Source organism: Streptomyces sp. CA-142005 (genome assembly GCF_050942335.1).
Classification (GTDB): Bacteria; Actinomycetota; Actinomycetes; order Streptomycetales; family Streptomycetaceae; genus Streptomyces.
This window is the reverse complement of the sequence record NZ_CP192078.1, coordinates 299,003-315,351: the sequence shown is the minus strand read 5'-3', so window position 1 is coordinate 315,351 and position 16,349 is coordinate 299,003. Positions and strand designations below refer to the sequence as shown.

Sequence of the window (16,349 nt, the reverse complement as noted above, 5' to 3'; positions counted from 1 at the left end):
GATGTCCGAGACGTCACGGGCGGCTGGGGAGCCGTGACAGGCTACGCTCGTCGGTATCTGCTCAGCGACTCCGCGGCGGTGATCAGGGAAGCACCCAGCAGCACCACGTCCTTGATCAGAAATTGGCCCGCGGGCGAGAGCTTCGGCTCTCGGCCTCGCTGGTGCCACGCCTCCGGAGTGCTGATCAGGAAACTGAGCGTGACGGTGAACATCCCGGCCGCGAGCAGGCTGCCGGCTGCCGAGACTCTGGGCGCCCACCGTCCGGTGGAGATCATCCCGGCGATCGTGATCTCAGTGATTCCGATGGCTCTGGCCAGTCTCGTCTCTCCGAGCCCTCTCAGCGGCCGCCGCAGCAGTGGGCTCGAGACGACCACAGGACGGATGTTCTCCACCTCGTAATCCTCGAACTTGAGCCGTCCGATGCTGGCGAGGTTCAGCACGAGTCCGAATCGGCTCGCCGTGATCCCTCCGGAGTGCAACCTGGCGATAGCGGTGTGCGCGGCCATGGCATTCTCCTGTCTTCGCACAGGGGCTGCCCCCACCGGCCGGTCCGTGGTGGCGTCTGCGCTTCGCGGCGCAGCGGCAGGCCCGAGGCGGGCTCTACCCGAGTAACTCGGCCGAGCGGGAGGGACGTTCTTGACACTTCTCCCATCATGTCAAGGGCTTGCGCCACAGGCATCCCAGGGTCGGCCGGCGCGGCTACAGCGCATCACGGTTACTCGAGGGCAGGACGCCGGCCCCAGCGTCCCAGCACCAGCTGCGCCCGGGGCGCTGGTCGCGCCGACGTGCCTGGGCTGTGGTCTCCAAACGCAACACACGGTGAGGCGCCCGACTGTGTCAAAGGACAGCTTCGTGGCACGGTGGCCGGCTTCGGCTCGTGTCCGCGCGGCAATGGTGTGGTGACCGAATGAAGTTGGCGGACGCGCTCTAAGCGAGCGCTCGCCCACTACCTCGCGCGAGTCAGGCAGGAGGCATTGCACCTGAGCGTCGACTTGTCGGTGTGCCGGCGGGGGTCTCAGAGGACCCGGAAGCGGGCTTCGCCGCTGGTTTCCGAGAGGCAGAGGCTGTGGACTTGCCGCTCCCGCACCATCCGAGGTGGTCGTAGGCGGCCCCGCGGTCGGAGGGCCTGGAGGAGCAGAATCGGTCGTGGTCGTCGGCGCCGACCGACCGGGTATCCCTTCTCTGGAGCCGCTCCCGGTGTAGAGGGTGCTTCCGTCGGCGCTGAAGCCCTCCGTGGCGCGGCCGCTGCGGACGAGGCTTCCTGCGCTGAGCGCGGCTGGTACCTTGAACTTGCTCCGCTTTGACGGACACCCTCGCTGTGGTGGTCAAGCCGCCAGGGCGTTCTCGTAGTCGGCGGGACTGCGGTAGCCGAGGCTGCTGTGCAGCCTGCGTATGTTGTACCAGCCCTCGATCCACTCGAAGATAGCTGAGCGGGCAGCCGTGCGGCTTGGCCAGGGCCGGTCGTTGATCAGCTCCCGCTTGAGGGTGGCGAAGAACGACTCTGCGAGCGCATTGTCCCAGCACTGCCCAGTTCGGCCGACCGACAGGCGGACACCGAATCCTGTTGCCAGCGCCGCGAATTCACGACTGGTGTACTGACAGCCGCGATCCGTATGGAAGATCACCGGACCCGATGGACGGCGGGTCCGCCAGGCCGCCCGTAGGGCGTCGGCGACCAGTTCGGTGCGCAGGTGGCCGGCGGTGGCCCAGCCGACGACGCGACGGGAGGCAATGTCGATGACGGTGGCCAGGTAGAGCCAGCCCTCCTCGGTCGGGATGTATGTGATGTCGCCGCACCAGCGCGCGTCGAGGCCGGTCGGATCGGGCTGGAAGTCACGCAGAACCAGGTCCGGCCGCACAGCGGCATTCGGGTCGGGCACCGTGGTGCGGTGACGTCGACGGCGGTGCCGACCCTCAAGGCCGGCCTGACGCATCAACCGGGCGACCCGGCGCCGTCCGCACCGGTCACCGCCCTGCTGGAGCACGGCATGGACACGCGGGACTCCGTAGCTTCCCCTGGAGTACGCATGGATTTCGGTGATCTTTGAGGTCAGCTCGGTGTCGCGGACAGCGCGGGGACCGGGCTCGCCGTTGCGGCGCGCGTAGAAGGCGGCACGGGAGACCTTGAGCAGCTCACACGCTCGCTTGACGTTGTGGCCTGCCTGCTTCTCCGCCTCGATGAACGGGTGGACCGTCACCGGGTCTCCTGCGCGAAGAAAGCCGTGGCCCGCTTGAGGATGTCCACGTCCTCGCGCAGCCTGCGGTTCTCCCGCCGCAGCCGGGCCAGCTCCTCGCGCTCGTCGCTGGTCAGCCCGTCGCGCTCGCCGGCGTCGACCTCGGCCTGGCGCACCCAGTCCCGCACCGCGGTCTCGGTCAAGTCGAAGTCCTTCGCGACCTGACCCACGGACCGGTCGCCGCGCTGGCACAGGTCGACGATCTCAGCCTTGAACTCCGGCGTGAACGAGCGCCTGGGCCTCGGCTTCTTCTTCCCCATACTCTCCATGATGGACATCATCCTTCCGAGGCCGAAGCCCCTGATCAGGAGTGTCCGTCAAAGCGGATCAAGCCCACCTGTTCGCCCTGCGCTGCTGCGGCGTTTGCATCGGATAGGCCGCGACGGCCCCGGCCACATCGCCTCGCCCGCACCCGCATCGCGATCACTCAGGCCCAATACCATCCCGATGCCCGCGCCTACCTTCAGCGACGCAAGGAAGCGGGCAACACCAGCACCGAAGCCATACGCGCACTGCGACGGCGACTCTCCGGCGTCGTCTACCGCGCCCTCCTCAACGATGCCCACATCGGCACTCACCGGGACTCCCTTCGGCAAGCAGCCTGATTGACATGGGAGCAAGAGGACGTGGCGCGGCCCCGACAGGAGGCCGGGCGAGAACGGTGGCCAAGATGCCCGGCAAACCTGTGAACGCGACACTGAAAGGGCGAGTGACAGTAAGAACCCTTACACGCTGGGCGCAGTTCTCTGGCGTACCTATTCGTCGCTGGCCACCGCGGAGGAGTGCCGGCGGTTCGGGTCTCGGCCCGGCGGACGGAGGCTCTGGCACACAGCATGCAGAAAGCCGGGCACGCGCAGCCTTCACGCGGCTACGGCCAGCCGAGGTACCTGACGGCGGCCCGGCGGTACGCCGGACAGAGCCCATGGCCTTTGAGAGGAAGCTGATGGAGGACGAGACACTGGCTCAGAAGGCAGCCCGCCTGGGGTGCGCCACGCTTGTCGACGCCATGAACCGGGTCCATGGCCACCGAGCGCACATACCCGCGATGTCGAGCCCCGACCCTCTCCGCTATCTCTTCGGGCCTGCAGCCACCATCTCCTTTCTCCCTTACCGCGAGGACTTGGCGGCAGGGGGCCATGACTTCCGGTACTACTTCTACGGAGCACTCGGGAACCCGCCCGGGGCGGGCCAGGTGCTCGTGCTCTCCAGCGGAGGACACGCCGACGTGTCCCACGGCGGGGGCACAAAGCTTGCCAGGGCAGACAGCACCGGGCTGGCCGGCGTCCTCGCCGACGGCCGGCTACGTGACTTCGGCCAGTTGCGTGGCTACAGCTTCGCTACCTGGTGCAGGGGGGAGGCGGTCCGATGGGGCGGCGACACGGTGATGCCGTACGCCTGTGCTGTGGCTGTCGAGATTTCCGGTGTTTGCGTGAGTCCCGGTGACTACATCTACATGGACAGCGCCGGTGGCGTCGTGATTCCCTCCGCCAGCCTGCGGCGGGTGCTTGCCATCGCCGAGGACATCTCAGCCGAGGAAGCGGAGGCCGCGAAGGGCATCAGAGGTGAACAGGCGCAGCCAGGTGAGTAGCGGCGCAGCCCCGCGGGAAGTGGCGGCTGCTGGAGGCCCCTTCCCGTCGTGCCCAACGCATACGAGATCAGCACCCTGCCGAGCTGGACGCCCTCTGCTGGACCCGGTGCGTCCCGTTGGCGCTGCACGAGGTCCCACGCGGTGCCGACGAGGGCGACGTCACTCGCGTAAGCCCAGACCGCCAGGTGGTCGGGACCCAGCGTCACGGTGCACGCGACGACCAGTGGGCCGTCGCCGGTCGCTGGACGTGACGGCGCCAGGGCGATCCTTGCCGCCTGGAAGCACGCGTCCACATCCGTGCCCGGCCTGTCTGGGGCGACCTGCAGCGCGGCGCCGCCGCTACGGGCCGGGCACGAGCGATGGGGGCAGACTGGGCCTTCCTCGTCCTCCCGTCCCGGTCGTGAGGGGACGCAGCCGGGCTCGCGACGGGCGGCCGCTTCTGACCACCACGTCAGCGGTCCGCCCGTGCATCGCGCCCCGGCCAGGCCCTCACCCGCGGCCCCTGCACCCCTGCAACAAAGGTAAGAGTCGGGCGATGCATGACGCGAATAGGGCAGAAGAGACACTCCAGCACCGTCTGGGAGGTAGCCATGCCGGAGTACAGCAAGAGCCCACAGCGCATCTCACAGCTCACCGACCAGCAGTACCGCGTGACCCAGCGAGACGAGACGGAGCCCTCGTTCTCCAACGCCTACTGGGACAACAAGGCACCCGGTATCTATGTGGACATCGTGTCCGGGGAGCCCCTCTTCGCCTCGGTCGACAAGTACGACAGCAGGACCGGCTGGCCCAGCTTTACGAGGCCTCTGGAGTCCGGCCACGTCGTCGAAAGGCCCGATACCAGCCACGGCATGGTCCGTGTCGAAGTACGGTCGGCTCAAGGGGACAGCCACCTCGGGCACCTGTTCCCGGACGGGCCCAGCGACCGCGGAGGACTGCGGTACTGCATCAACTCCGCCTCGCTGCGCTTCGTCCCCCTGGAGGATCTGGAGCAGGAGGGCTACGGCCAGTACCTGAGCGTCTTCGAGACGACGGAAGAAGACCTGAGCGTCTTCGAGACGACGGAAGAAGACGCCGCCGAGGGCCGATGACCGGCAACCGGGGCAAGGCCCCCGGAGCTCGAACGGCACGGCGGCTCGGCGCCCCGTCTTGCGGCTCGGGGCTCAGCAGGGCCCCAGCCGATACCCGTGTACAGCAGTACGGAAAGCGCTCATGTGCTGCGGCGCCCAAGGGGTCGAGTCCCCTCGAATCGGAGGCGGCCAAGACGATAGAGCAGACCCCCTCCAATGGGATCATCTTCGCCGCGGTGAGCCAGAAGACGCCCGCCGGACCTCACGAGCAATGGAACCGTCGGGCCAGGGAGAAGGACCGCACAGTGACCAGGAACATCGACAACCTGCACGCAGAAGACGGCGCCATCGTGCTGCCTGAGCAGATCCCCACCGCTGTCACCGCAGGCCGCCTGGCCTACGGCGATGGCACGACCCAGACCTTCCAACCCGACGGGAGCACCTCCTACTTCGAGGCAGGACGCCAGACGGAGGGCACCTGGTCCGTCGACGAGAATGGGCACTTCTGCTCCTTCTGGCCGCCCTCCTACCAAGCGTCCTACGACCTGCGCTGGGTGGTGGAAGGGGGAGCAGTCGTCGGCCTTCGGTTCTCCGACCTGAGGAGCGGTACCTGCTTCGACGGCCGTTTCCAGTAGCCCCAGGTTGCGCTTGAGGTGACAAACCCGAGCGGTGGCCCACCAGCTTCCAGCGGCCCCGCCGTCCGGTCGTGGCGGGCACCACCGAGCTTGCCGCGCCGACGGCGTGCCCCTCCGCAGGGGAGGCCATGCGTGCCTCAGTCGGCGCCGACGGGGATCGCCAGTACTGTGATGCCGCTCATGTCTAGCCAGACCGTCTCCGGTGCGCGCACCAGACGTAGCATGACTTGTTCACACTGCTGGCAGCGGGCTACCAGTCCCGGTGCCTCGCGGTATACGTGCAGGAGTGCGACGGGCCCTGTGTTGCTGCAGTGCGCGCACTGGCTGGTCGCTGCTGTCAAGTCGACCGCGAAGAGTTCGGCCAGAGGGCCGGCCAGCGCGTTGCCGTCGATGTAGCCGCCCTCTGCGTCGCGTGGGATACCGGTGTCTGCCGGTGTGCCTGCCGTCATCTCAGTCCTCTCCTCAGCCGAAGCGCTCTGTGCGGACTCGCTGGGGGTCGTGTCCGAGGAGCACCAGGTAGGCAGCTGCCTTCTCGACGAACGCCGTGGGTCCGCAGACGTAGCAGGTGGGCGCGAAGTCCGGTGGCCATCCGTGGCGTACCAGGTCGTCGGGTGTGATGCGGCCCGGGGGGCGCGCGGACTGCTGTGGCGCTTCCCGGGTGTAGATGTGTGTGACGTCCACCCCTGGTGTTCCTTGGCGGATTTCTGGCCCGTACAGCAGCTCGGCCGGCGATCGCAGGGAGTACAGCGCCCGGAAGGGAACCCGGCTGCCGGCTGCATGCCGCGAGCGGATCATGCACATCAGCGGCACCAGCCCGGAGCCTCCGGCCACGAGCAGGACCGGTTCTTGCTGCTCCGGCTGCCAGACGAACCAGCCTCCGACCGGTCCCCGCAGTTCCAGCTGGTCACCGGGCATGAGCTCGTCGACCAGGTAGGGAGAGACCTCGCCATCAGAGACGCGCTGCACTGTCAGTTCCAGGCGCGTTCCGTCCGGGGCCGAAGCGATGGAGTAACTGCGTTGTGTGCTGTAGCCGTCTTCCGCGGTCAGCCGGATGTCCACATGCTGGCCTGCCAGATGGCCGGGCCATTCCGGCACCTCCAGCACCAGCGTGACGGCCGTCGCGGACTCAGCGCGACGTTCTGCCACCTCGGCGACCCTCCATCGGAGCCGGTCGCCTAGTCTCCTCGATACCGCTGTTCTTGCCACGGGTCTCCGTAATTGTGGTAGCCGGCGCTCTCCCAGAACCCCGGGATGTCGTTCTCCCGCAACTCCAGTCCGTGCACCCACTTCGCGGACTTCCAGAGGTAGAGGTGCGGGACGAGCAGTCGGGCCGGACCGCCATGCTCGGGGGCGAGCGGCCGGCCGTCGTAGCCGTACGCGATCCAGGCCTTGCCGTCCAGAAGATCCTCCAGCGGGAGGTTCGTGGTGTAGCCACCGTAGGAGGAGATGAGAACGTACTCGGCAGCCGTCTCGACATCGGCGAGCAGGACGTCCAAAGACACCCCCTGCCACCGGGTGCCGAACTTCGACCACTTGGTCACGCAGTGGAGGTCTGCCGTCGGAGTTTCCGACGGCAGCTTCGTGAGGGCGGTCCAGTCCCAGTTGTGCCGCCTCCCGGTCTCCGTGGTGACGGACAGCTCCCACTCGTCTGTGCTTATCCGCGGCGTGGGCCCGGCCGAGAGGACCGGAAAGCCCGTGGTCTCGTACTGTCCGGGTGGCAGCTTCCTGCCCGCGGGCGGCCGTCGGCCGTGGAAACCGCGCGAGATGATCGCCATGCTGGCCGTCCAATCGGCTCGTCGTAAGCAGGGCTAGCGCTCTTATAAAAATATCAGCGACGGGGAACACACGCCTCTTGTCTTCCTCCTCTCCCACAGCCCTCAGTGGCACCTCCGGCCTTCGGCGCGACGTCGGTCCAGACGTTGCGCAGTCGGTCGAAGTGCCCGGCGGCCGCCAATTGAGCCCGCAGCTTCCTGCGCGTCGAAGATGGTCTTGTACAGCGCGTTCGGACCGGTATCGAACTCAGCGGCCAACGCTCCCGGAGGAACGCCGTGCATGACACCGCCGCGAAGACATGCCGCTGACGTGCACAAAGGCCCTGCCCGTACATCACTTCGTGTGCATCCATACATCCAACGTGCCCAGGAACGTGACGGTGAGGTTCGGCATGTGATTACTCACCGTTGACTGGTCGGGTCCGTATGCGGGTTGCGTGCGGCGAGGACCGTGAACAGGGTGGCGATGACGGCAAGGGCGCCGTATCCGACGCCGATCTGGGGTAGTGAAAAGGCGTTCGAGAGCTGGCCGAAGATGAGGCTGATCAAGGCGGCGCCGCTGTAGCAGAGGAGGTAGACCGCGCTGAAGATCGGCGCCCGGTCGGCCAGGGCGCTGCCGTGCAGCAGGCCGCGGGTGGCGGCGCTGACGGCGATGCCTTGACCGACGCCGGTGACGATGGTTGCAGCGATGAACAACGGCAGTGTGCCGATGGCGATGGCTGTAATGTTGCCGATCCATCCGATCAGGACGATGATCATGCCGATGCGTTGGGCTGCCGCTGGTGTGAACCGGCCGCCGATGGGAGCGCCGAGAACGCTGGGGGCCATGTAGCAGGCAAACACCAGTCCCAGGATGAGCGGGCTGCGGGTATGGAGTTGATCTTCGACCAGTGCGGGCATGAAGGACTGGTAGAAAGCCCCGGTCGCATAGGCGGTCACGAACACCACGGCCGCGACAGGGAGCAGACGCCTGACCCGAGCCGGTACGCGGACCCGGGGCCGCAGTGATCGCCAAGCGCCCGGCATCGGCTTCGCGGTCTCCGGGCTGATGACGATGAGTGCGGCAGACAGTACGAGGAGACCGGCGCAAATTAGGTAGATGAGCTCGCGTGGCCAGGGGGCGAACTGGACCAGGGCGCCGGCGGCGATGGCGCCGAGGGTGAGGCCGAGCATGGGTCCCTGGCTGGACGCGACGGAGGCCAACCATGCCGACCTGGTGGGCGCGGCGTCGACGATGTAGGAGGTGAGGCTGCTGCTGGCCAACCCCGTACCGACGCCCATCAGGAGCCGACCGGCCAGCAGAGTGCCGATGTCGTGCACGTTCAGCAGCAGCAGACAGCCCAGCAGGAGCAGGCCGAGGCTAGCGATCGCGGTGCGCCGTCGGCCCAGATGATTGGACAGCCGTCCCAGCACCAGCAGTGCGGCGATAATGCCGACGGAGTAGGTGACGAAGGCCAGCGAGATGCCGGCGTTGGTGAACCCGTCCTCGGCCCGGTAGGTGTTGAACAGGGGGATCGGTGCGGCCGACGCGGCAAACGAGGCCACCAGGGAGACGATCCCAGATGAGAATGCCAGCCGGAGCGTTCTGCCCTGGCGAGGCCGGTTGATCACTGGTGACACATCTGCGTCGTCGAGAGGGGGCGCATTCAGTCGCGACATAACGGATCAACCTCCGGTAGCTGTGCGAGTAGTCGCCGAGCCCAGGCCAGGCCGAGCATTTATGGGCTTGGCAACCCAGTTCTCAGAGGTAACACCATCCAAGACTGGGCTGTCAAGCCCAGTCTGCGGTGTCGTGTGACGTATGGAAGCCACGACGGGAACACGGGTTCCTCGCAAGCTCACGGACAAGGATCAGGCGACGCGCGCCCGAATCCTCTCTGATCAGGCATGTTGCTACGACTGGTTGAACCCGGGCAGTACACCAGCCATGAATTCGCCCTCCTGGCAGCCGAGTTGGGAATCCAACTCTCGGTCGGCCGCACCGGTCAGTGCTGGGACAACGCGCTGGCCGAGTCGTTCTTCGCCACCCTCAAGAACGAACTCAACGACGACCGCCCCTGGCCGAGCCGGGCCGCCGCCCACACCGCGGTCTTCGAGTGGATCGAGGGCTGGTACAACTTGCACCGACTGCACAGCAGCCTCGGCTACCGCAGTCCTGCCGCCTACGAGGCCGCCTCAGCGGCCTGACCACCACAACGATGGTGTCCGTCAAAGCGGAACAAGCTCAGTACGTGGCTGGCTCACTTGCCCGGACGATCCGAACTTCTACACCAAGCCCGCCGAGGTCTGCGCCCTCTATCCACACTGCCTGCCCCACTCCGTCGTGCTCAGCGTGGATGAGAAGACCGCGATGCAGGCTTGCTCCCGCCGACGAGGCGACCGTCAACGTCACCCGCAGCCGCCTCGGACGCCTCGCCCGACAAGGCTTCCTCACCCAACCCGGACGAGTCCGCTACCAGAAACGGACTTAACGTCCACTAAAGCACGGCCTACCGTATCCGTAGCAGGGCTCCCGTACCGGGCTCGGGTGGGTGTCCACCAGGGTGGGCGCATGTCGGGCACACAGTGTGGGCCGTCTCCCACGGTGCGCGACGTGGACCCGAGGCCTGACGAGGTCAGACAACGACCCAGGCTTCTGGGACCGGAGCGCCTATTCTGGGAATACAACGGATACAGCCTCTACGGAGATCTCTCGCAAGAAGAGCGCGAGGGTAGGCCTGGTCCCGGGAATCAGGCGAACTCGGAGGTACCGTCCCTCGAACGTCCCTCCGCGATTCACCGGTGGCGACATCGCCATCGGCACCTGTGATCCGAGACGTCGTAGGTGGCACGGTAGGTGGGTGGCCAGAAAGACCAAAACCGCCCTTGATCGTCTACTCCCCCCCTCTCCGGTCGATTGGCTCCCTTTCTCGACGTAGGTGGTGCGCCCGTCGTGAGTGAATACCTGTGTTGCCCCGTCGATGTAGGTGAATGGTGCCCTCGTCGCCGCTTCCGCGATGTGGGCTGCAGTGATGCGGACGCTGTGGCCTACCGCAGGCCTCTCGTTCTTGGACATGACAGGCTCTGATCGGGAGGTGTGTCGCCCAGGCGCGGGCAGGTGCAACGTTGACCACGTCAGACCCAGGGCTTCGCGCTGCTCGCACTGTCGAACCCTGCCGACCAGCGCCGCAACACGGGGTCACCGCTGATGCTTGTCGAACGGTGCTCCGCCCTCCTGATGTGGACGTAATCGTCCTGTTCAGTTGCCCTAAGCAGTGGCGCACCCATCGGGGCCACAGGGGGAGCGCGCGGCGGCGAGCAGCGGGTCCGGGACGGTCGGTTGCGGACGAACATCGCACGGGTCGCGGACCTCGACGAGGCCATTGCCGCTTTCAACCCCACCGGGCGGGTCAAGGGGAAGACGATCATCCGTGTTCGCCCGTAAGCACACGGCGTACCCCCCGAACCAGCAAGCAACGAAGGAACACGCCCATGACCGAGCCAACCGAACGGACCCGCTACGCCATCGAGCACCCCGACGAGGCCGGACACCCCGGCGGGAAAGGCACCCTCAGTCAGGACCAGGTCGTCCTCGACGAGGTGATCGATCATCCCCACGCCCCCGCGTTCGACTTCCACGTCGTCAACGACGAGAAGACCGGTATCTACGAGGCCATCGTCGGCGACACCGAGATCGCCGGTTTGCCCTACAACGAAGCCGGCGACGGCCGACTCGTGCTCATGGCCACCTCAGTGCTCCCCGAGTACCGCAGACAGGGCGTCGCCACCGAGCTGATCCGACGCGTCCTCGACGACGTGCGCACGCGAGGAATGACGGTCACCATCACGTGTCCGATCGTGCGCACCTTCATCGAGCACAACCCCGAGTATGCGGACCTCATCGACCCTCAGCACCCGGGGGCGACCACAGGGACGCACCAGTCCTGAACCAACCCGCTGGGCTCCGCTGACAGAAGGTGTTCGACAGTGACGACCAACATCGAGGCCGAGGCGGCCTTTCGTGAACAGAACAACGCGGCCCTCATCGCTGCTCTGGACGAGACCGGTCTCCGTGAGGCCGAGTCCGCCTGGGAGCTCGATATCGCCAACGACGCGGAGCGCGGTCGCTGGACCGCGTCCCTCGGTCCCGAAGCGATCGCAGAACTCCAATATCGGTTCGTCGGCGGCCGCGTCGTACTGTTGACGACCTGGGTCGACCCCGCCTACCGCCACAAGCGGGTAGCCACGGAGCTCATCGCTCGCGTGCTGAACGAGATCCGCGAGAGCGGAAAGAAGATCACCATTATCTGCCCGGTTGTGGGCGAGTTCATTGCCCGCCACCCGCGATACCTCGATCTCATCGACAAGGTTCATCCGGGCTCTGGCGCCAACCCACAGCACGAACCCGCAGACGGGCCGGACCACCAGCACGGTTCGGCAGCCGGGCCGGACGACGAGAGGCAGATCGCCGCGCTCGAGCACGACTGGATGTAGCCGTCCGTCTTTCAAACGTGCTTCGAGTCGTCCAGCGAGTCCGGAGACGGCCGGCGCGGACGAGCATCGAGGTCAACGAGGGCTGTTGCGGAGAGAGGTATTCAGATGAAAGCGATCGTGGTGACCGACCGTGCCGCGGGAACGGCAGGGATGACGCTAGTGGAGCGACCCGATCCGGACACGGCGGGGCTCGCCAGTCTTGAAGGCGCGAACTACGGCGATGTCGTCGTTGAAGTTCATGCGTCAGGATTCACTGGGAATGAGCTGGAGTGGCCCTCGACCTGGATCGATCGCCTCGGCCGTGACCGCACGCCGTCAATCCCGGGCCACGAGGTGGCCGGTGTGGTCACCGCCCTCAGCTATGGAACGGCGGGGCTGTCGGTCGGACAGCGGGTTTTCGGCCTCACCGACTGGACCCGCGACGGGACCCTGGCAGAGTTTGTCGTCGTCGAGGCGCGCAACCTTGCGCCGTTGCCTGGCGACGTTGACTTCACGGTAGGGGCGGGCGTCGCGATGACTGGCCTGACCGCGTGGCAGGGGCTGTTCGAGCACGGCCACCTCGGGGTGGGGCAGAGCGTCCTTGTGCACGGTGCGGCCGGTGCGGTCGGCTCGATGGCGACACAGCTCGCACGTGAGGCCGGCGCCTACGTCATCGGTACCGGACGCGCTGCCCATCGTCAGCTGGCGCTCGACTTCGGTGCCCAGGAGTTCGTCGACCTTGAGAACGATGCGCTGGAAGATGTCGGCGGCGTCGATCTGGTATTCGATGTCTTCGGCGGTGCCATCGGGAAGCGGTCCGCGGGTCTGGTTCGAGCCGAGGGAATGCTGGTGACCGTCGCCGGGCCGCCCGAGGCGCGCCCGGCCAACGGCCGGGCGATCGACTTCGTTGTCGTGTCCGATCGCGCGCAACTCAGTGAGATCGCGCGGCGCGTGAAGAACGGACAGCTACGGACGAACATCGGCCAAGTCGCAACCCTCGACGATGCTGTGGCCGCCTTCAACCCTACCGAGCGGATCAATGGGAAGACGATCATCCGCGTTCGCCGGTAAGGAGGGCCCAGAGGCGGCGACCGTTCTTCCTCAGGTATGCCGCTTCGGTGATGTCCCCTACATGCCCGCTCGTAGGGGAGATCGCGCAAGTACTCGCTTCGGGGCGTGGCGGAGGAGATGAGCGTGCGGCAGCGCCGCAGGGTGCGCTTCTCGATCCGTAGGTAGTCAGGGGGAGGCGAGAGCCAGAAGTCGATCAGCTCCAGCCCATGGGGCGACACCCGCGTAGTAGTGCGTCCCGTTGGTCCCCGGTGATGTCGTGGTGCCGATCTTCGCGTAGCCGTTCTGGCCGTGGAGGCCGATGCCGTATACGTAGCCGACACCGTCAGCGGCTTGGACGGGCACTCCGCGATCGAGGAGGACCCGCCGAACGCTCGGACGCGTCGGCGGCGAGGTGATCGGCATGTACGCGATCCCGATTCAACGCGGTGTTGGAGCGAGCCCTGCAGGCGGAGATGGCCGACCACCTCGGCTGCTGGGCCGGAGATCCCGCCGGACGGTGCTCGGGCCACTCCCGCAATGACAGCTGCTTCAGGACGGTGACCACAGTGGCCGGTCCGCCACCATGGACGTGCCACGCGATCGCAGGGGTCCGAGTTCGAGCCGGTGGTCGTGTCCAAGGGCAAGCCGCGCCCGGCATCTGGTCGGCCCACAGGCGTTCTGAAGCGGTACGGGAGGTTGGTTCAACGGCACCAGCCCGGGGGTGGGATCTCCGCGGCGGCATTGGTACGCGGGCGGTGGGGACCGAGAGGGAAGCCCTCATCGATCCCCGCTTTACAGCGTGGACGGGAGCTCTTGGTCGGCCCAGACGAGCTTGCCGGCCGTTGCGGAGCGGAAGCCCCACTTGCTGGACAACTGGGCAATCAGGAACAGTCCCCGGCCGTTTTCGTCGACGGTGCGGGCGTGGCGCAGGCGTGGGTAACACTTTCCGCTGTCAAAGACTTCGCAGGTCAGGACTTGGTGCTTGATGAGCCGTAGCCGGATCGGGCCGGCGCCGTGGTGGATGGCGTTGGTGACCAGTTCGCTGATGATCAGCTCCGTGGTGGGCACGAGATGCTCCAGTCCCCATTCGCTGAGTTGATGGGCGGCCAGGTGCCGGGCGTCGCTGACGACGGCCGGCTCGGTTGGCAGGTCCCAGGAGGCAATGTCGGCCGGCTTGAGTGTGTGGATCCGGGCAAGGAGCAAGGCGACGTCGTCAGATGCTGCCTGAGTCGGCACGGTTTCCATCACTGAGGAGCACAAGTCTTCCAAGGACTGTTCGGGTTGTGCCAGGGCGGTGCCGAGGCGGTGCATGCCGACCTCGATGTCGTCGTCACGGGATTCGACCAGCCCGTCGGTGTAGAACGCGAGCAGGCTTCCTTCGGGCAGTTCCACCTCCACGGCGTCGAAGGGGACCAGCCCGAGGCCGAGGCCGAGTGGGGCTCCGGTGGGCAGGTCGGGGAAGGTGACCTGGCCTTGTGCGTCGACTATCGCGGGCGGGGGGTGCCCGGCCCGTGCCATCGTGCACTGTCGGGTGGCCGGGTCGTAGACGGCGTACACACAGGTCGCGCCCATAATCGCGGGGATCTCATCCGGGGCGTCGTCATCTTCCCCGGTCAGCCGCCGGACGCTGTCATCGAGGTGGTTCAGCAGTTCGTCGGGGGGCAGGTCCAGGTCCGCGAGTGTGCGGACGGCGGTGCGGAGCCTACCCATGGTCACCGCGGCGTTGATGCCGTGTCCGACCACATCACCGACGACGAGGGCCACCCGGGCACAAGGCAGCGGGATCACATCAAACCAGTCGCCTCCGACACCGGCGTCCGTGTCGGCCGGCAAGTAGCGCCCGGCCGCCTCGACGGCGACGCCGCCCCTCAAACGGTGCGGGAGCAGGTTGCGCTGGAGGGCGAGGGCCGTGCTGCGTTCGCGAGTGTACTGGCGGGCGTTGTCCAAGGACAGCGCGGCCCGGGTGACCAGTTCCTCAGCCATGAGTAGGTCATCCTGCTGGAATGGCATCGGGTCCTCGGTGCGTGCGAACACGGCCACGCCCAACACGGATTGCCGGGCACGGATGGGCACGATCATCAGGGAGTGCACCCCGTTCTCACGGATCTTTTGCGCCCGTGCCGGGTCGTGGTCGATCCATGTCCCAGGGGTGGCGTCCAGTACCGGTTCCAGGTGGGACCTTCCCGTGCGCAGTGCGCTGGCGAGTGGCGAGCTTGAGGGGACGGAAATTGTCTCCCCTCGTGCAAACGGCGACTCTGGGGTCCCTGGGTGGATCGAGGCCAAACCGGCACGTCGGAACACGCGGGAGTGATCGTACATCGTGTCGATTCGGGCAGAGGGCTCTTTGCCGAGTGGAACCGATTCTGCCAGGTCGACGGTGACGTAGTCGGCCAACAGGGGCACGGCCAGGCTGGCCAGTTCCTGTCCGGTCTGCATGACGTCCAGGGTGCTCCCGATGCGCGCGCTGGCCTGGCTGAGGATCGCAAGGCGCTCGCGCACCCGCTGGTTGCAGGTGACATCCACGGTCAAGGAGCAGACCCCCAGTGCCTTGCCGTCCACGTCCTGGAGGCAGAAGAACGAGGCCGAGAACGCGTGCTCCCGGCGCGGATCTTCCGGAGGCCATGCCCGGTACTCGTGGACCGCGGAAGTGCCGCTCGCCAGCACCTGCCGCATCACCGCTTCAAGGGCCTCGGCCTCGAAGCCGGGAAGTGAATCCTTCAGGCGGCGTCCGAACCTCCGGTCACGGGAAATGCCGTCATGCTCCATCGTGTCGTTCATCCACGTACAGCGCAGCTGCGGGTCACGAATGGCGATGCCGACCGGCGCGCGGGCAAACAGCGACTCCCGCACCGATCCGTTCACCATCCCCGAGGAGAGCGCGCCTACGTCGGTCAGGGATACCAGCCAGCGGTGGGTTGCGTCCTGTCCCCGCAGCAGCGAGAGGCGCACGCGCAAGTTGAGCGTGCGGCCGTCGCGGTGGCGGACCGCCGCGGTGCCGGACCAGCCACCTTGGGCACGGCACTGCTCAGCGAACGCTGATACCCCCAGCGCCTCCTGGGATGACGGCAGCACGAGTGTGGCGGATCGACCCACCACGTCCTCAGCGCAGTATCCGACAAGGTGCTGAGCGGATTGCGTCCACGCGACCACCGTCCCTTGCTCGTCGAGCATCGCTATCGCTGCGTCGGATATCTCGCGGAGCCCCAGCGGCTCCAGGAGCGGGGTCTGGTCAGTGCTCATCATCGTGGTTCCCATCAGATGCCTCGCGACCCGACCGTATGCGCGCGTCTGCCCACACGTGTGGACCATTCTCTGAGCAAAAGACCGGACCATTTCGCGCCGAACGGCCAGGCGGGCCCCGGGCGCCGCCTGTCGGATCGGTTGCACCGCGAAGCGCCACGTCGCATGTTCGGGACGCCACGCTTGGGAGTGGGTCAGCCTCGATTCTCGGTGCGGAAATTTGATTGAGGTCTGCTCTGCCCGGTTCAGCGTCGGGGGAAGCGGAAGCGCAGGGTGCGGTCGTTCCGCCGTTCGATGGGCCGTCTCAG

At 66.9% G+C, this 16,349-nt stretch carries 15 protein-coding genes and 1 pseudogene; 8 read left to right on the top strand and 8 right to left on the bottom strand.

Annotated elements, in window-relative coordinates; genetic code table 11:
• Positions 1-41: 41 nt before the first annotated feature.
• The 3 genes from ACQPXS_RS01630 to ACQPXS_RS01620 all read right to left on the bottom strand — a co-directional run bounded on the left by ACQPXS_RS01630 (position 42) and on the right by ACQPXS_RS01620 (position 2,503).
• Positions 42-506, bottom strand: a complete 465-nt coding sequence (locus ACQPXS_RS01630) for a YkgB family protein (RefSeq protein ID WP_433446199.1) — start codon at positions 504-506, stop codon at positions 42-44.
• An 819-nt stretch (positions 507-1,325) separates the two neighbouring features.
• Positions 1,326-2,198: an IS3 family transposase gene (locus ACQPXS_RS01625; protein WP_433446197.1), complete on the bottom strand. Its 873-nt coding sequence runs from the start codon at positions 2,196-2,198 to the stop codon at positions 1,326-1,328.
• A complete protein-coding gene (locus ACQPXS_RS01620; protein WP_433446195.1) occupies positions 2,195-2,503 on the bottom strand; it encodes a transposase in 309 nt (102 codons plus the stop codon). Before ACQPXS_RS01620 ends, ACQPXS_RS01625 begins: the two co-directional genes overlap by 4 nt.
• A gap of 653 nt (positions 2,504-3,156) precedes the next feature.
• Between ACQPXS_RS01620 and ACQPXS_RS01615 the strand changes: the two genes are divergently transcribed.
• The 3 genes from ACQPXS_RS01615 to ACQPXS_RS01605 all read left to right on the top strand — a co-directional run bounded on the left by ACQPXS_RS01615 (position 3,157) and on the right by ACQPXS_RS01605 (position 5,527).
• Positions 3,157-3,822 (top strand): RraA family protein, encoded by a 666-nt coding sequence (locus tag ACQPXS_RS01615; RefSeq protein WP_365334762.1) that lies wholly within the window; start codon positions 3,157-3,159, stop codon positions 3,820-3,822.
• Between the two features lie 590 nt (positions 3,823-4,412).
• Positions 4,413-4,913 (top strand): peptide-methionine (R)-S-oxide reductase MsrB, encoded by a 501-nt coding sequence (gene msrB, locus ACQPXS_RS01610; protein ID WP_433446192.1) that lies wholly within the window; start codon positions 4,413-4,415, stop codon positions 4,911-4,913.
• A 284-nt stretch (positions 4,914-5,197) separates the two neighbouring features.
• On the top strand, positions 5,198-5,527 hold the full coding sequence (locus ACQPXS_RS01605; protein ID WP_351812083.1) for a hypothetical protein: 330 nt from the start codon (positions 5,198-5,200) through the stop codon (positions 5,525-5,527).
• Positions 5,528-5,664: 137 nt separating this feature from the next.
• On the opposite strand, the gene ACQPXS_RS01600 is transcribed toward ACQPXS_RS01605, so the two are convergent.
• From ACQPXS_RS01600 to ACQPXS_RS01585, 4 genes are all read right to left on the bottom strand, one after another.
• Positions 5,665-5,976: a DUF6510 family protein gene (locus ACQPXS_RS01600; RefSeq protein ID WP_433446190.1), complete on the bottom strand. Its 312-nt coding sequence runs from the start codon at positions 5,974-5,976 to the stop codon at positions 5,665-5,667.
• Between the two features lie 13 nt (positions 5,977-5,989).
• Positions 5,990-6,733: a ferredoxin reductase gene (locus ACQPXS_RS01595; RefSeq protein WP_390684792.1), complete on the bottom strand. Its 744-nt coding sequence runs from the start codon at positions 6,731-6,733 to the stop codon at positions 5,990-5,992.
• Positions 6,703-7,302, bottom strand: coding sequence for a sulfite oxidase-like oxidoreductase (locus tag ACQPXS_RS01590; protein WP_433446188.1), 600 nt, complete (start codon positions 7,300-7,302; stop codon positions 6,703-6,705). The genes ACQPXS_RS01595 and ACQPXS_RS01590 overlap by 31 nt, the downstream gene beginning before the upstream one ends.
• 399 nt (positions 7,303-7,701) lie before the next feature.
• Positions 7,702-8,844, bottom strand: a complete 1,143-nt coding sequence (locus ACQPXS_RS01585; RefSeq protein ID WP_433446186.1) for an MFS transporter — start codon at positions 8,842-8,844, stop codon at positions 7,702-7,704.
• Between the two features lie 342 nt (positions 8,845-9,186).
• Here ACQPXS_RS01585 and ACQPXS_RS01580 point away from each other — a divergent pair, with 342 nt between their 5' ends.
• From ACQPXS_RS01580 to ACQPXS_RS01560, 5 genes and pseudogenes are all read left to right on the top strand, one after another.
• On the top strand, positions 9,187-9,486 hold the full coding sequence (locus ACQPXS_RS01580) for a transposase (RefSeq protein WP_433446184.1): 300 nt from the start codon (positions 9,187-9,189) through the stop codon (positions 9,484-9,486).
• A gap of 1,284 nt (positions 9,487-10,770) precedes the next feature.
• Complete coding sequence (locus ACQPXS_RS01575) at positions 10,771-11,226, top strand: GNAT family N-acetyltransferase (RefSeq protein WP_433446182.1); 456 nt, start codon at positions 10,771-10,773, stop codon at positions 11,224-11,226.
• A gap of 39 nt (positions 11,227-11,265) precedes the next feature.
• Positions 11,266-11,772, top strand: coding sequence for a GNAT family N-acetyltransferase (locus tag ACQPXS_RS01570; RefSeq protein WP_433446180.1), 507 nt, complete (start codon positions 11,266-11,268; stop codon positions 11,770-11,772).
• 105 nt (positions 11,773-11,877) lie between these two features.
• Positions 11,878-12,822: an NADP-dependent oxidoreductase gene (locus ACQPXS_RS01565; RefSeq protein WP_433446178.1), complete on the top strand. Its 945-nt coding sequence runs from the start codon at positions 11,878-11,880 to the stop codon at positions 12,820-12,822.
• A 422-nt stretch (positions 12,823-13,244) separates the two neighbouring features.
• Positions 13,245-13,458 (top strand): annotated as a pseudogene (locus tag ACQPXS_RS01560) (transposase); the annotation flags it as partial.
• Between the two features lie 135 nt (positions 13,459-13,593).
• Here the strand turns inward: ACQPXS_RS01560 and ACQPXS_RS01555 are convergent.
• The gene (locus ACQPXS_RS01555) at positions 13,594-16,044 is read right to left on the bottom strand and encodes a SpoIIE family protein phosphatase (RefSeq protein ID WP_433446176.1); all 2,451 of its coding nucleotides are present in this window, start codon (positions 16,042-16,044) and stop codon (positions 13,594-13,596) included.
• Positions 16,045-16,349 lie beyond the last annotated feature (305 nt).

Bases quoted from the DNA above. Each gene is read 5' to 3' on its own strand.
- ACQPXS_RS01555 (WP_433446176.1), bottom strand. From the start codon at position 16,044: ATGATGAGCACTGACCAGACCCCGCTCCTGGAGCCGCTGGGGCTCCGC.
- ACQPXS_RS01575 (WP_433446182.1), top strand. From the start codon at position 10,771: ATGACCGAGCCAACCGAACGGACCCGCTACGCCATCGAGCACCCCGAC.
- ACQPXS_RS01565 (WP_433446178.1), top strand. From the start codon at position 11,878: ATGAAAGCGATCGTGGTGACCGACCGTGCCGCGGGAACGGCAGGGATG.
- ACQPXS_RS01615 (WP_365334762.1), top strand. From the start codon at position 3,157: ATGGCCTTTGAGAGGAAGCTGATGGAGGACGAGACACTGGCTCAGAAG.
- ACQPXS_RS01620 (WP_433446195.1), bottom strand. From the start codon at position 2,503: ATGGAGAGTATGGGGAAGAAGAAGCCGAGGCCCAGGCGCTCGTTCACG.
- ACQPXS_RS01600 (WP_433446190.1), bottom strand. From the start codon at position 5,976: ATGACGGCAGGCACACCGGCAGACACCGGTATCCCACGCGACGCAGAG.
- ACQPXS_RS01580 (WP_433446184.1), top strand. From the start codon at position 9,187: ATGTTGCTACGACTGGTTGAACCCGGGCAGTACACCAGCCATGAATTC.
- ACQPXS_RS01590 (WP_433446188.1), bottom strand. From the start codon at position 7,302: ATGGCGATCATCTCGCGCGGTTTCCACGGCCGACGGCCGCCCGCGGGC.
- ACQPXS_RS01630 (WP_433446199.1), bottom strand. From the start codon at position 506: ATGGCCGCGCACACCGCTATCGCCAGGTTGCACTCCGGAGGGATCACG.
- msrB (WP_433446192.1), top strand. From the start codon at position 4,413: ATGCCGGAGTACAGCAAGAGCCCACAGCGCATCTCACAGCTCACCGAC.